We start from the raw sequence: 13,356 nt of genomic DNA on the forward strand, positions 1-13,356 counted from the left end.
GAAAATTTTTAGGAAGGGGCTATAAACCTCGTACAGAAGAAGAACGTAAGGCGTTTTTTGATGATTTGAGCGGAGGTTTTTAAATGTTTCTTGATGCCTCAGCTATCCTTGCCATTCTTTTAGGTGAGGAAGAAGCGCCTGTTTTTATTGAAAAAATGGAAAAAGCTAAAGAAAATTGCACGTCAGCAATTGCGGTTTGGGAGGCTGTAGCAGGTCTTTGTTTTGAAAAAACGACAAAAGGGAAAACAGTTGCACGATCAACAGTTGTAGAAGCTAAGGCTTTAGTTGATGATTTTATAGACTTTTATAGTGTTAAATTTGTTTCCATTGATAGTTGTGAATATCAAACTGCTCTTCATGCCTATATGCATTTTGGTAAAGGTACAGGCAGTAAGGCACGGCTTAATATGGGAGACTGTTTTGCTTATGCTTGTAGCCAGAATTATAAATTGTCACTATTATTTAAAGGAAATGATTTTATTTACACAGATATTGAACAAGCTTGATATTTTTTCTCTGAAGGGAAGAGGTTTACGGTACTCAGGATAAAGGATTCCCTTATTAATTAACGTTCGCCAATTTTGGCGAACGTTATAAGATTTGCGCTCCCCAAAATCGGGGAGCACAAAAGCTAGAAAAAAGTCAATCCAAATTTGGATGCATCTATTTATAAGCAGGACAAAGCTAAAAGCAGAATAGACCAAGGGCTTAAAAATGACAAAAGAGACGTTTCACCCTATCTACATAGATGATAGCCATATTCATATAAGCGCTATTTGTCAAAGGTGGTGGCGCGATGAATATTTTAAGGGTGGACACGCCCGGTTCGCCTGTGAAGTAAGAGATACAGTAATGTCGCCAGCAGTAGGAACTCACCGAAGCGATTTAGGGTTGGCTTAATGCTAAGCTTAAACGCAGTAGAAATCCTCGTTTTTCAAGGCGAGGAGAATGTTAATTTTCTCTAGTTATATGTAACAAAAAAGAGTCCTATGTTAGTGTATGAAAAAGGATACCAGTTATGGGATACCTCACTGTGGAAAATATAAATTTACAAGAGTTTCAACAGAATGAAGATGCTCTACGCAAAGTGGGGTTACATCCAGTGCAAATTTGAGTACAAGATACCCAACGCCCAGGCTTTGAAGAAGAATGTCGCCGCCAGTGCGAACTTATTAAGCAAGCAGATATGGAATACGGTGATTTGCAACAATTCATGGATGAGGCGCTAAAAGACATAGACAGTTGGACAGTATGAGGCGAAGAGATCTTGTGACTGTTTCTATGCTATTTAGACGTTTCTTGGCATTACCAAGTAATTTGATCCTGAGCACTGTAAAAACATGGTCTTTTAGGGCGGGGATGATGTTAAAGAGATCAGGATAATTGTTGAATAAAATCAACGCCTTATGAGTTTTACTAAAAATCTAGTAAAACCTAAGGGGGCACTTTCTCAAGTATAAAATGTCATTTCACTAAAAGCATCTAGAGAATATTTAACGACCTCAAATTTGAGGTGGTTAATTTTAGTGGTTATCCTAAGTTCTATAAAATCCTGTTCTTTAGGGGAGAGGATATTAATTTTATGGGTATGAAGCAATCGGTGAAGTTTAGAGTTTAGAAGAAATATATCTATTTAAGCTTACACCATTTTCAGCAGCCTGAATTGCTAATTGCCGGTGGAGTTCTGGCGGTATTCTTAGCTGAAATTTGCCACTATATTCTATATGTGACAAAGGAACAGGAATTTTTTCTCCATTACTCTCCATGTCTGCAACCGCTTCTGAAACGAGGTTCATGATGCCTTTTAATGCATTTTCTGCCTGAGCATCTAACCATGAAAGAGAAGGGAATTCAGTGCATAAGCCGACATATTCTTCATCTTCTTCTGACCACAAAACGCGATATGTGTAATGATTATTGTTCATTTTTCATCCTTTCTATCGCTTTTAAGACTTGTTTTACCTGATATGTTTTTGCTTTGTTTCCAAAATCTTTTTGAATATTCACGCGTGGATCACCTAGCCATGGTGTTTTAAAAACAAAATGACTTGAACCATTGTTTCGTGGCTCCCCAAAGAAATGTATACACATAGCCAATAAATCCGAAAACTTGATGTTTTTAGGTGATGATTCCATCAAGTTTATGATTTGTTCAATTTTCTTGCTCACGACCTTATAATAGTATCATTATTAATACTAGTCAATCTTTTAGATTCTTAGTTTAGATATTGCTTTTTTTGAGATTTTTCTTACCCTGAATAGTAAGAATTTACAGCGCTTAAGATAAGAGGTTTTCTCATTAACGTTCGCCAATTTTGGCGAACGTTAAAAACACAAGATTTGCGATCTCTAAAATTGGGGAGCACAAAATATAGAGCAGGAAAGGGTCTCCCCAAATTTGGGGGCACTTATTTTAAATTTCGTTTTAATGATTGAATTTTGGTCTGTAGTTGCCTACACGATACCTCCACAAGCCTGACAATGGACCTCTTAAGGTTTTCCAGCAGTACGTACATTCTCAAGAGAAGCGATATTTTCATCTAAGAAATCGAGAATGCGTCGTGCTTCTTTTTTATCGCATTTCTTTAAAAAACTGAGAGCCTGCTTTTCATATTTAATCGTTCAAGCCAAGCTCTTTCCTTACTTTCTCAGAGCTATAAAAAGTAGCGTCTTCTTTTTGGATACGCTCTCTGACTTGAGAAGCCAGATAATAATCCTCTGCTTCCTCGATCCCACGTTCGATGATTTCACGCAAATAAAAAGATTTTGTCCGTCCTGTTTTGTCTGCTAGATTTTTTAAACGTGTCTCAAGATCGCTTGGCAACCGAATGGATGTCGTCATAGTAAGCCTCTTGTAATTTGTATTCACTGTAATACAAGTATAATGCATTGTATAGAAAAATGTTTCACCCGACATTTGCTTTGTTTTTCAAGGCAAGAAGGATATTGAATAGTTTTCCCCCAAATTGGTGAAAACCTCCAAGATAAGAAATATCATCTTGTAGAGATATCTCCATATTTAGATACTCGAGATAGAATTCAAAACAATGTCTTAAATATCTGCTTGAAGGGCAAGGTTTTATAACGATTTGGGATAAGGAATAGGACTAATCAAATTTGATTGCACCTAATCTAAACAAGCAGAAGAAATGCCAGTCCAAATTTGGACCTACATATTGAGTTGATTGAAATTTAGATTTAATAAGTACTTATTTACAATAAAATCAAGACTTTATAGGTTTTACTCAAAAAAGAGTAACACCTAAAGGTGGTCGTTCAAGCATGGAGTTATCATTCGTTTCCATAAAAAATTGAAAGCAAATAATATCTTGTTTCATACTTTTCTCTTGACAATATTGTTTCAATATGAAACTCTCGAGTCAGGTGCTTGAAAAACACCTTAGATCCACAAGCGGATAGATTGCCCGAAACAATCGTTTCCCGCACATTAAAAACTTTGACTCGTGGTATGTTTGTAACATACAATAAGCGCGTCGGGTGTAGCTATGCTATACAATACTCTCACGGGGAAGGCGTAGCGACGGGCTTGTGGCCGTGTTTTTCAGCGCCCGATACCTTTTAGGTGTCAATCAAAAACATCATCAACAAGGAGTTCATCATGAACACTCTCATGGAAACTACAGAAAGCACTGTTAATAATAGTGCAACGGTTCAGACTATGTCTAGCCGTGAGATTGCTGAATTGTGCGGAAAAAGACATCACAATGTTATGCGTGACATTCGGCAAATGCTAGAAGAACTATACCCTGAAGGGGGACTAATCAAATTTGATTACACCTATTTAAATAGGCAAGGCAAACCTCAAAACTGCTATCATTTGCCTAAACGTGAATGTTTAATTCTTGTTTCAGGTTATAGCACCGCTTTACGTGCAAAGATCATTGACCGCTGGCAGGCACTGGAAGCGAAAATAGCCGTACCTCATATCGATTACTCCAATCCTGAGGTGATGCTTGGCTTTGTGACATACCTAAAAAATGAAAATGAACGCAAAGACAATGTCATTGCTGAATTACAACCAAAGGTAAAAGCCCTTGAAAGCTTAAAGCGGATTTCATACTTTTCTCTTGACAATATTGTTTCAATATGAAATTTTCAAGCCAGGTGCCTAGAAAACACCTTAAAACAACAAGCGGATGGATTGCCGAAACAATTTTTCCCCGCACATCAAAGGCTTTGACTCATTGTATACTTGTAACGTACAATGATCTTGTCGGGTGTGGTTGCGCTATACAATACTCTCATGGGGAAAGCGTAACGACGGGCTTGTTGCCGTGTTTTCTAGCACCCGATACTTTTCTAAGGTGTCAATAGAAAACATTTATCAACAAGGAGTTCATCATGAACACTTTCATGGAAACTACAGAATGCACTGTTAATAGTGCAAGGGTTCAGACTATGTCTAGCTATGAGATTGCTGAATTGTGTAGCAAAGAACATAAGAATGTTATGCGCGATATTCGGCAAATATTTAGCGAGCTCAAATTTGAGCCGGCTAATTTTGGCGGTCATTATACAGATAAACAAACTAAAAAACGATCCTGCTATCATCTTCCTAAACGTGAATGTTTAATTCTCGTTTCAGGTTATAGCACTGCTTTACGTGCAAAGATCATTGACCGCTGGCAGGCACTGGAAGCGCAAGTAGCAGCACCTTGTGTTGACTACTCCAGTCCAGAAGCTGTGCTTGGTGTCTTGACGTATCTAAAAAGCGAAAATGAACGCAAGGGTAATGTCATTGCTGAATTACAACCAAAAGCAAAAGCCCTTGAAAGCTTAAAGCGGAGTGATGGTCTATTCGGTATCATTGAAGCAGCAAAGGTATTGGAGATGAGACCAAAGGATTTCATTCACTATTTGTGGAGTCATAATTGGGTTTATAGACGTGTTCCAGGTGCTCCGTTATTACCGTATCAGGATAAAATCAAGAAAGGTCTGATGGACTGCTCAACTCTGACTATTCACAAACCTGATGGAACAGAAAAAATAGTTTCCTCAGCTAAAATCACAGCTGATGGATTGGCGAGCTTGAGAGAGCAATTCCATGGAGGTGTGCAATGAAGATAGATACCGACTTTTTGTGCGATTTGTGGATGAAGCTGTCTCAGCTTTCTAATCGTGAAGACATTGAAGATGAAGAATGCACAGCCTTGGTTGATCTTATGGATGAGGTAGAAATAGCTTTAATGTTAAAACTTCAGGATGAAGTTCCGAATGCTTTTAAGGTTTTGGCGATTCAGAATTGTCTCCGAGTTTTGATCCTTGGTTGAAGGCTTATAGCCCGGATTTAGACAAGGCACTTTGCCATTAATGAATAAGAAAGAACAAAGGCTGGAATTGAACACCAGCCTTTGTTCATATGAGAGTATAAGACTTATTTTTGACTCCATCCTCGCTCTTAAAAACGGGGTTTGACTGCACTCGAGACCAAAATATCATAAATTATCTGTTTTCAAAAATGGAAATAAATAAGGCCTGTCCATAAGGGAGAGGTTTTTTTTATGGGGAGAAGACATATGCGAAAAATATCCAAAGAAGGACTTGAACTCATTAAAAAATGGGAAGGCTTACGTTTGAATGCTTATCAAGATGTTATTGGGATATGGACAATAGGTTATGGCCATACAGCACAAGCAGGAGAGCCCATTGTACAAGAGGGTATGAAAATCACTGAAAGCCAAGCCGAAACCATTCTGAAACAAGATTTAAAACAATTTGAGAGCACTATTGAGCAGGCTGTTACTGTTCCTTTGACTGATGAGCAATTCGCTACACTTGTGTCGTTTTGCTATAATGTAGGAGCAGAAGCTTTTTGTACCTCTACACTTTTGAAAAAGCTGAACAAAGGTGATTATGAAGCCGTACCCTCTGAATTGCAAAAATGGATTAGGGCAGGTGGTAAACGTTTACGGGGGCTTGCCAATCGTCGGGCAGCAGAAGCTGGGCTCTGGGTTAAAGGGGCTTATGTTTGTTCAAATTATCAAAAAGTAGAAACAAAAGAGCCAACTCATTCTTTTAAAGCAGAAGTTCTAGCATCTATCATTGGTTCTTTATCAGGTTTAACAGGAATTTTGACAGGGCAAGGTCCTGTGCAATGGGCTTTAGCTTCGATTATGGTTTTAGCGGCCTGTATAGGGATTGTCTTTGTTGCCAAACGTTTTCAGGAAAAACGCTTATGACCTGGTTGAAAGAATATTTTCTGGTCATATTAGCAGCTTTGGCTGCTTTTTTTATGGCTTTCATGAAGGCTTTTTACACTGGAAAGGAGACTGAACAGCACAAGCAAACGGAGCATGCATTAAAGATGGCGGTAACACGGATTGAGGTAGAAAATGAGATTAACAGAAAAAGTGATGCTGATGTGCGTGCTGAGCTTTCTCAATGGTTGCGCAAGCAATGAACGGGCTTCTTGTGTTGGTTGGTTACCAATTTATTTAGAGCGCCAAGACCTAGATGTGATCAGTCAGAATTTGGCAAAAGATCTTTTAAAGCACAACAAGCAAGGTGAACGTATGTGTGGTTGGCAACATGGCAAGAAGACAAAGTAACAAAAATGTAGAGCTCACGGAATCAGAGAAAGAGCTTTTGCAAGAGATGATCAGTACTTACCAGGGTGTGAAAATGATGTCTCGTTTAACGAGGTGGATAGTGTTGATCATATTTTTGTTAGTGCTTGATCTTGAGCGTTTGATTAATGCACTTGATACGATCTTCACACATTTGAAGCAATGGCTTGCAAAGAGTTGAAAAGCAGTTATAGAAAAGGCAAATTGGAAAATCCTATTCCCTCACTTTGATTATATTATCCCTCACCTTAAAAAAATATCAATAAAATCAATACCTTAGATGCTGAAAAAAGCGACCTGGTGCCCAGAAGAGGATTCGAACCTCCACACCTTGCGGTACAGGTACCTGAAACCTGCGCGTCTACCTATTCCGCCATCTGGGCAGTAGCAGTCTATCTAAGCTTAGGGCGTACATCTGTCAATGATATTATAAAGAGTGTAAAAAAATTATAAGAGCATTGAAAATATGAAATTAAACAGTCTAGAATCCATGGTAATTTTGATAACCTAACCAGTGATGATTTTTTTGATGAAATTGTGGAGTCTTCGTTTAGTTCGTATACAATGGGAATGCCGGTTGCTAATTCGCGAGATATAATTTCCTCACTGTTCAGCCCCTCGAGTGCCATAATGAGAGCACGCAGGGAGTTGCCATGAGCCACAATCAGAACAGTATTTGAGCGTAGAACGTGTGGTTGGATATGGTAGAAATAGTAAGGCCAGACACGTGCTCCGGTATCGCGTAGGCTTTCTCCATTTGGAGGAGCGATAGTGTAAGAGCGACGCCAGGTTTGTACCTGTTCTTCGCCCCACTGTTGACGAGCGTAATCTTTATTCAATCCTGATAAATCACCATAATCACGCTCGTTTAACGCTGAGTTTTTTATTAGTTTTAGGGAAGATTGTCCCATTTGTTTTAAAATATGTTGGGCAGTTTTTTGTGCACGTTGTAAGGAAGATGTATAAGCTATGTTAAATTTCAATCCTTCTTTTTTAAGGTTTATTCCTGCTGCAATTGCTTCCATACGACCTTTTTCTGTCAAATCTGGATCTCTCCAACCTGTGAAAAGATTTTTGGTATTCCATTCACTTTGTCCATGACGGACCAGTACGAGTGTGCGTCCCATTTGTGCATTTCCTGTAATATTAAGCTTAATTATTGAGCCCTAAGACATCAAGCATTGAGTAAAGGCCATGTTTGTGATTCTTTGCCCATAACGCTGCTTTAAATGCACCGTTAGCAAAAATGGAACGTTCTTGCGCTGAGTGTGAAAAAACAATGCGTTCATTTAAGCCTGCGAAAATTACGCTATGGTCACCAATTACTGTTCCACCTCGGAGACATGCAAAACCGATACTTCCTTTTTTTCGTTTACCTGTATAATTATTGCGGTGAACACTTATTTCGTTGAGTACAGCATTTTGTCCTTTTGCCGCTGCATTGCCAAGAAGGAGGGCTGTTCCAGAAGGGGCATCAATTTTTTGAGAGTGATGCATTTCACAAATTTCAATGTCAAAATCATGGGATTTTAACACATAAGCCGCTTTTTTTATAAAGCTAGCCAAAATGTTAATACCAAGGCTCATATTTTCTGATTTGACAATAGTTGTATGTTGAGCAAAAGATTCAATTTGTGCTTCTTCTTCTTTGCTAAATCCAGTTGTTCCAATAATATGAACAAGGCCTTTTTGAGCGGCATAACGAGCATAAGTGATAGTGGCTTGTGGTTGGGAAAAATCTAAAATACCTTCGGCATTAGAGAAAGCTTCTTCAAGATTATCAGTAATATGTATTCCAAGGGGGGAAGAACCAGTGAGAATACTTGCGTCTTTTCCAACAAAATGGGATCTTTCACGTACGAGAACACCACTTAATTCTACTGCTTTTGTATGTTGAAAAGCCGTAATGAGTTCACGTCCCATTTTTCCATTGGCACCAACAACAGAAAGGCGCATGTCTTTACTCCTTATGAAATGTGCTTTTGCGTATAAGCAAAGTTTTTTCTTCTTTCCAATCAGCTTTTGAGCAATAAAATTAAGTTCTTCTCTTTGTTTAATTGTCTATTTCATAGGTTTTAGCCAGAAAATGCTGACTGCTATTGAAAAACAATAAGCTCTTATACAGGGATAATAAGTGTTTTCAAATCACTAGGTTGAGATATTGCAAAGTTCTTGTTCATATTATCTGTAATATCGAGCGATAGAATTTTACCAACGTAATTGAATTTCACTGGAGAGTATATACAATTCGTGAAATTATTTAGTGTCTAAAAAATCGAGAGTAAGATTTTTAAAATTTTTGATACAAGAAAAGATAGTTGTGTAATAATATCTGCAAATAGACTTTTTTAAAAATCAAGATCGGTATAGTGAGAACTTGGTGTAATGCCTCTAACACGGTCAGCTAGAAGAGAACGGAAAGAAGGACGTGATTTGATTCGTGTATACCACTCTCGAACAGCAGGGAACTTTTCCCAGTCGATTTCTCCTAGAAAATCAAGAACAGATATGGAGGCTGCGGCTGCTAGATCTGCATAGGACAGTCTGGAACCAGCTAGCCAATCACGGGAGACACAGAGCCAATTTAGATAGTTCATATGTGGTGGAATATTGGCTCGTGCAGTACGTAGAATTTGAGAGTTAGGTGCACCACCACCGATATCTATTGGCATCTCACGTTTGTGGATTCGTTCTCGGACAATATAACGCGTTGCTTCACTATCCAATTTGTTTAAAAACCAGCAATTGAGACGGCGTACTTCGGAACGCTCTAGAGGATTCTCAGGGAAAAAACGTTTTTCTCGCCTTAAACTACCATATATCTCATCCAGGTATTCATAAATAACAGTAGCACCTGATAATGGTACTTCTCGTTCGTCCAAGAGAACAGGCAAATCTCCGGCTGGATTAAGAGCAAGAAATTCAGGTCTTCTCGCCCATTCATATTCTTCAATAAGATGAGTGGCGATTCCGAATTCTTCTAAAATAAGACGAATAAAGCGAGATGGAACAGATAGAGGATGATGAAACAGTGTTAGCATGTTTATGAATATGAAAAAAATTCGTAAGCCGTTTAAGGTAAGAGAACCTTATACGAAAGTGCTGTTAAAAGAACAAGATTATTAAAAATAGCTCATAAGTTATACTTAACAATAGGTTAATAAAAAATATTCTACCACATAACTGCTTGTAAGATAGCAGAACGTAGTTCCTCTAGGCCGAGAGATTTTTCTGCAGAAGTTGCAAGCAATTCAGGGTAAGCTGCGGGACGCTTAAGAATACGTATTTTTGAAGTTATCATTAATTTTTCCAACATATTTGGTTTGATTTTATCACTTTTTGTGAGAACAACTTGATAGGAAACAGCTGCTTTATCAAGAAGGTCAAGAACATATTCATCATTCTTTTTAATTCCATGCCGTGAATCGATCAAAATATAAACGCGTTTCAGTGTTGTGCGACCTCGCAAATAACTAAAGGTCAAATTTGTCCAGCTATCAACTAGATTCTTAGGAGCTTTCGCAAAACCATATCCTGGCATGTCGACCAATGCCATAGGAGGGGTATCTCCTTCTTTCTGATTGAAACCATCCGGAACAAAATAATTCAGTTCTTGAGTTCTTCCTGGTGTATTTGAGGTACGTGCGAGGCCCTTTTTCTTGACGAGCGCGTTAATTAAAGAAGATTTCCCAACATTAGAGCGTCCTGCAAAAGCAATTTCTGGTGGTTTTTCAGGAGGTAGAAATTGTATTGCAGGTACACCACGAATAAAAATCCAGTTACGGGAAAAAATTCCAGAAAATGCAGAAGATTGTGTCATTGACGCATGTCTTCTTTAGTTTTTTTCTCAAAAGAATTTTAAGATTGTCAAAAAGCTCAATTTTTATTCCCTGACGTTTCATCATAATACTCTGCTGGATAATCGATAATACGTTGTTCCAGGCCCAATAAATTACAAGACCAGCTGGGAAAGATGCTAGCATAAAAGTAAAAATAACTGGCATCCACATAAAGAGCGCAGCTTGAATTGGATCTGGAGAGGTTGGATTCATGCGCATTTGCAAAAACATTGTTATACCCATGATTAGAGGCCATGCTCCAAGCATCAGGAATGATGGTACCGAGTAGGGCAGTAAACCAAATAAGTTGAAAATAGACGTCGGATCTGGTGCTGCCAAGTCCTTAATCCAACCAAAAAAGGGAGCATGCCTCATTTCAATGGTAATATAAAGGACCTTATAAAGCGCAAAAAATATTGGAAATTGAATAAAAAGCGGCAAACATCCCGCAAGAGGGTTAATTTTTCTAGTTTTGTACAATTCTATCATTTCTTGCTGTTGTCGAGCTTTATCATCGGCATATTTTTCTTTGATTTCTTGCATAATTGGCTGCAAAAGTTTTATTTTTGCCATAGACGTGTAAGACTTGTTTGCAAGGGGAAACATTACAACCTTTAGGAGAACTGTAATTAAAAGGATAGCCACTCCAAAGTTACCTGTTTGTTGGTAGAGCATGTGTATAAGAGAAAACATTGGTTTTGTAATGAAATCAAACCAACCCCAATCAATTAAGAGAGCAAACTTTTTAATACCTAATTCGTTTTGATAACGATTGATGATGCCAACTTCTTTAGCACCTGCAAAGAAACGATTCACAATTTTTTTTGTTTCATTTGGTTGAATAGTTAAGGGTGCACTTTGCAGATCTGATTGATAATGGGTGCTCAGTCGATCAAAATAGACAAAACGGCTTGTATATTCCTCATTTTGTGGGGGGATAACTGCTGCAGCCCAGTATTTGTCAGTTATACCAATCCATCCCCCTGTAATTTTAGAGAAGACAATACTTTTTTGGTTATTGTTAGGGTTAGGATTCAATTCTGATAAAGCTTTATATGTTTCTGTTTTTAGTGAATCACCTGCAATGGCAATCATACCTTCATGAAGCAAAAAAGTTGCATTGGTGTGTTCTGGCGGAGCTGCACGTGTAACTCGAGCATAAGACGAAAGCCTTACAGGATTACTGCTTTTATTACTAACAGAGTCCTCGATCGTGAACATGTAATGTTCATCAACAAAAAGGGTGCGACGAAAAATTTGTCCTCGTCCATTATCATAGACCAAAGTAACAGGTGTTGAAGGGGTTAAAACTGTATTATCACTTTCTATTTGCCATTGTGTATCTGATTGTGGCAAGGAATTTTGCGGTAAAGACGAACTTGTAAAACCAAATTCAGCAAGATAAGTTTCCGTAAATCCGTGAGGGTTAAGTAAGGTAACTTGCGGTGATGTTTCATAAACCGTGAGATAATATTTTTTCAGCAATAGATCGTCAAATTGTGCGCCAACGAGGTTAATAGAACCATCAAGTTTGTTGGTTTTAATCATAACACGATTTGTTTTTGCCAACTTCTTTTGACGATTTTCCGGTGTCATTGTATGGCTATGAGGAGATTCTGATTTATTCATCAGCGTATTATCAGAAGAATCTGTCTGAGAAGCTGGAATTTCTGAATTTTTCTGTGACAGTTGCTGAGCAACCATTCGCGCCTGTTGTATTTTTTGCTGTTGGGGAACGACGTATAAAAAATGCCATGCAATGAAAACAATAAAGGATAATCCAATGGCGATAAAGAAGTTACGATTATATTCCATTTGTACTACCTTCTGTCATCTTTTTTGCTTTTAATTTTACTAACCGGCCGAGTTCGCTGATCAGGAGCGTGAAAGGTGCATAAAGCACACCAGTGCGAGCTACAATAACATAGTCAGTTCCCGCTTCCATATTATCTGCCACTCCAATCCGAACCGCTTCGCGTAGACGCCTTTTAATACGATTGCGTTTAACAGCATTGCCATTTTTTCGTGTTACAGTAAACCCTACGCGCGCACCAAGAAAGTTAGGAACGTTTTTTTCTGTTTCACAGGATTTAACTTCAAGTTCGCGGGATTTAACTTCAAGCAAGAATAAAGGACTACGTCGTTTTTCTCCTGTACGAACGGCCAAAAAGTCAGCTCTTTTTCGAATTCTACAGGTTTTTTTCTTCATGAAAGATGCTTCATTGCTTCACCAAACTTGGGACAACAGATCGCAGATAACCAAAGCTTTGCAGCAAGGATCCTGTAGACAAGAAAATAGACAACATTAGATCTGTTGCTAAAACTCAAAAATTCAAGCAGACAGCCTTTTACGCCCACGAAGGCGTCTAGCTGCAATGATTTTACGACCGCTAGCCGTTGCCATACGGGCACGAAATCCATGGCGACGCTTACGGACAAGTCTGGAGGGTTGGTAAGTACGTTTCATTGTGCGGGCCCTTCTTGGTTCTACGGTACAAAATGCACCAGATGAACAATTCTCATTTAACTGAAGATCTAAGAATTCACCACTCTATCAAGAAAAACATAAAAAAGTCAATCTTAGATTAGCCGTTTGCTCTTCGAATGTGAATTGTTTTTAAATATCAAATTTTTAGTGATAGTAGACTAAATAATAAAAGCTTTTTAGCTGTGTTGCATTCTGAAACTCTCATTTTATGTTTGAGTAATTTGGAAAGAAGATTCTCAAATAGCAGTAAAATTTTAGGATAAATGTGCAAGAGTACTATAGAGCACTATTAAGTGGTTATTATATTGTCATTTCAATAATTAAATAAAAGCAATTATTGCAGGAATGTGTTAAGTATCTCAATAAAATTATAGTGCGGTGAGATTTGCGTAAACTTATGTTTTTGAAACTGACTTTTGAGAAAAGAAGAGAAGCATTAAGA

At 38.1% G+C, this 13,356-nt stretch carries 13 protein-coding genes, 1 tRNA gene and 4 pseudogenes; 8 read left to right on the forward strand and 10 right to left on the reverse strand.

Features of this window, described 5'->3' with window-relative positions:
• Positions 1–83: 83 nt before the first annotated feature.
• Both PU02_RS03280 and PU02_RS06935 read left to right on the forward strand, forming a co-directional pair.
• Entirely contained in the window at positions 84–506 is a 423-nt protein-coding gene (locus PU02_RS03280) for a type II toxin-antitoxin system VapC family toxin (protein ID WP_053943603.1), read from the forward strand.
• Between the two features lie 620 nt (positions 507–1,126).
• A pseudogene (locus PU02_RS06935) lies at positions 1,127–1,255 on the forward strand (antitoxin MazE-like protein); the annotation flags it as partial.
• A gap of 352 nt (positions 1,256–1,607) precedes the next feature.
• Here PU02_RS06935 and PU02_RS03285 read toward each other — a convergent pair.
• Both PU02_RS03285 and relB read right to left on the reverse strand, forming a co-directional pair.
• On the reverse strand, positions 1,608–1,925 hold the full coding sequence (locus PU02_RS03285) for a type II toxin-antitoxin system HicB family antitoxin (protein WP_053944053.1): 318 nt from the start codon (positions 1,923–1,925) through the stop codon (positions 1,608–1,610).
• A gap of 689 nt (positions 1,926–2,614) precedes the next feature.
• A complete protein-coding gene (gene relB, locus PU02_RS03295) occupies positions 2,615–2,842 on the reverse strand; it encodes a type II toxin-antitoxin system RelB family antitoxin (RefSeq protein ID WP_053944055.1) in 228 nt (75 codons plus the stop codon).
• 777 nt (positions 2,843–3,619) lie between these two features.
• Here relB and PU02_RS06585 point away from each other — a divergent pair.
• The 6 genes and pseudogenes from PU02_RS06585 to PU02_RS06865 all read left to right on the forward strand — a co-directional run.
• Positions 3,620–4,072: pseudogene (locus PU02_RS06585) on the forward strand (Rha family transcriptional regulator); the annotation flags it as partial.
• A gap of 290 nt (positions 4,073–4,362) precedes the next feature.
• Entirely contained in the window at positions 4,363–5,082 is a 720-nt protein-coding gene (locus PU02_RS03305; RefSeq protein ID WP_053944056.1) for a phage antirepressor KilAC domain-containing protein, read from the forward strand.
• Positions 5,079–5,332, forward strand: a pseudogene (locus PU02_RS03310) (hypothetical protein). Before PU02_RS03305 ends, PU02_RS03310 begins: the two are co-directional and overlap by 4 nt.
• Positions 5,333–5,537: 205 nt before the next feature.
• Complete coding sequence (locus tag PU02_RS03315) at positions 5,538–6,200, forward strand: lysozyme (protein WP_053944057.1); 663 nt, start codon at positions 5,538–5,540, stop codon at positions 6,198–6,200.
• Complete coding sequence (locus PU02_RS03320; RefSeq protein WP_053944058.1) at positions 6,197–6,421, forward strand: hypothetical protein; 225 nt, start codon at positions 6,197–6,199, stop codon at positions 6,419–6,421. The genes PU02_RS03315 and PU02_RS03320 overlap by 4 nt, the downstream gene beginning before the upstream one ends.
• Positions 6,422–6,549: 128 nt before the next feature.
• Positions 6,550–6,768, forward strand: a complete 219-nt coding sequence (locus PU02_RS06865) for a hypothetical protein (protein ID WP_082311405.1) — start codon at positions 6,550–6,552, stop codon at positions 6,766–6,768.
• Between the two features lie 117 nt (positions 6,769–6,885).
• Here PU02_RS06865 and PU02_RS03330 read toward each other — a convergent pair.
• The 8 genes and pseudogenes from PU02_RS03330 to rpmH form a co-directional block, all read right to left on the reverse strand.
• A tRNA-Leu gene (locus tag PU02_RS03330) sits at positions 6,886–6,970 on the reverse strand.
• Positions 6,971–7,111: 141 nt separating this feature from the next.
• Positions 7,112–7,714, reverse strand: a pseudogene (locus tag PU02_RS03335) (2,3-bisphosphoglycerate-dependent phosphoglycerate mutase); the annotation flags it as partial.
• 25 nt (positions 7,715–7,739) lie between these two features.
• Positions 7,740–8,543, reverse strand: a complete 804-nt coding sequence (gene dapB / locus PU02_RS03340; RefSeq protein WP_053944060.1) for a 4-hydroxy-tetrahydrodipicolinate reductase — start codon at positions 8,541–8,543, stop codon at positions 7,740–7,742.
• Positions 8,544–8,935: 392 nt separating this feature from the next.
• Positions 8,936–9,628, reverse strand: coding sequence for a glutathione S-transferase family protein (locus PU02_RS03345; RefSeq protein WP_053944061.1), 693 nt, complete (start codon positions 9,626–9,628; stop codon positions 8,936–8,938).
• A 131-nt stretch (positions 9,629–9,759) separates the two neighbouring features.
• On the reverse strand, positions 9,760–10,407 hold the full coding sequence (gene yihA / locus PU02_RS03350; RefSeq protein WP_053944062.1) for a ribosome biogenesis GTP-binding protein YihA/YsxC: 648 nt from the start codon (positions 10,405–10,407) through the stop codon (positions 9,760–9,762).
• On the reverse strand, positions 10,367–12,241 hold the full coding sequence (gene yidC / locus PU02_RS03355; RefSeq protein ID WP_053944063.1) for a membrane protein insertase YidC: 1,875 nt from the start codon (positions 12,239–12,241) through the stop codon (positions 10,367–10,369). The genes yihA and yidC overlap by 41 nt, the downstream gene beginning before the upstream one ends.
• The gene (gene rnpA / locus PU02_RS03360) at positions 12,231–12,635 is read right to left on the reverse strand and encodes a ribonuclease P protein component (RefSeq protein WP_053944064.1); all 405 of its coding nucleotides are present in this window, start codon (positions 12,633–12,635) and stop codon (positions 12,231–12,233) included. Before rnpA ends, yidC begins: the two co-directional genes overlap by 11 nt.
• Positions 12,636–12,758: 123 nt before the next feature.
• Positions 12,759–12,893: a 50S ribosomal protein L34 gene (gene rpmH, locus PU02_RS03365; protein ID WP_053944065.1), complete on the reverse strand. Its 135-nt coding sequence runs from the start codon at positions 12,891–12,893 to the stop codon at positions 12,759–12,761.
• Between the last annotated feature and the right edge of the window lie 463 nt (positions 12,894–13,356).

The sequence above is a fragment of the Bartonella ancashensis genome (assembly GCF_001281405.1).
GTDB classification, from domain to species: Bacteria; Pseudomonadota; Alphaproteobacteria; order Rhizobiales; family Rhizobiaceae; genus Bartonella; species Bartonella ancashensis.

Coding starts and splice junctions, on each gene's coding strand:
- PU02_RS03280 (WP_053943603.1), top strand. CDS start 84: ATGTTTCTTGATGCCTCAGCTATCCTTGCCATTCTTTTAGGTGAGGAA.
- PU02_RS03285 (WP_053944053.1), bottom strand. CDS start 1,925: ATGAACAATAATCATTACACATATCGCGTTTTGTGGTCAGAAGAAGAT.
- relB (WP_053944055.1), bottom strand. CDS start 2,842: ATGACGACATCCATTCGGTTGCCAAGCGATCTTGAGACACGTTTAAAA.
- PU02_RS03305 (WP_053944056.1), top strand. CDS start 4,363: ATGAACACTTTCATGGAAACTACAGAATGCACTGTTAATAGTGCAAGG.
- PU02_RS03315 (WP_053944057.1), top strand. CDS start 5,538: ATGCGAAAAATATCCAAAGAAGGACTTGAACTCATTAAAAAATGGGAA.
- PU02_RS03320 (WP_053944058.1), top strand. CDS start 6,197: ATGACCTGGTTGAAAGAATATTTTCTGGTCATATTAGCAGCTTTGGCT.
- PU02_RS06865 (WP_082311405.1), top strand. CDS start 6,550: ATGGCAAGAAGACAAAGTAACAAAAATGTAGAGCTCACGGAATCAGAG.
- dapB (WP_053944060.1), bottom strand. CDS start 8,543: ATGCGCCTTTCTGTTGTTGGTGCCAATGGAAAAATGGGACGTGAACTC.
- PU02_RS03345 (WP_053944061.1), bottom strand. CDS start 9,628: ATGCTAACACTGTTTCATCATCCTCTATCTGTTCCATCTCGCTTTATT.
- yihA (WP_053944062.1), bottom strand. CDS start 10,407: ATGACACAATCTTCTGCATTTTCTGGAATTTTTTCCCGTAACTGGATT.
- yidC (WP_053944063.1), bottom strand. CDS start 12,241: ATGGAATATAATCGTAACTTCTTTATCGCCATTGGATTATCCTTTATT.
- rnpA (WP_053944064.1), bottom strand. CDS start 12,635: ATGAAGAAAAAAACCTGTAGAATTCGAAAAAGAGCTGACTTTTTGGCC.
- rpmH (WP_053944065.1), bottom strand. CDS start 12,893: ATGAAACGTACTTACCAACCCTCCAGACTTGTCCGTAAGCGTCGCCAT.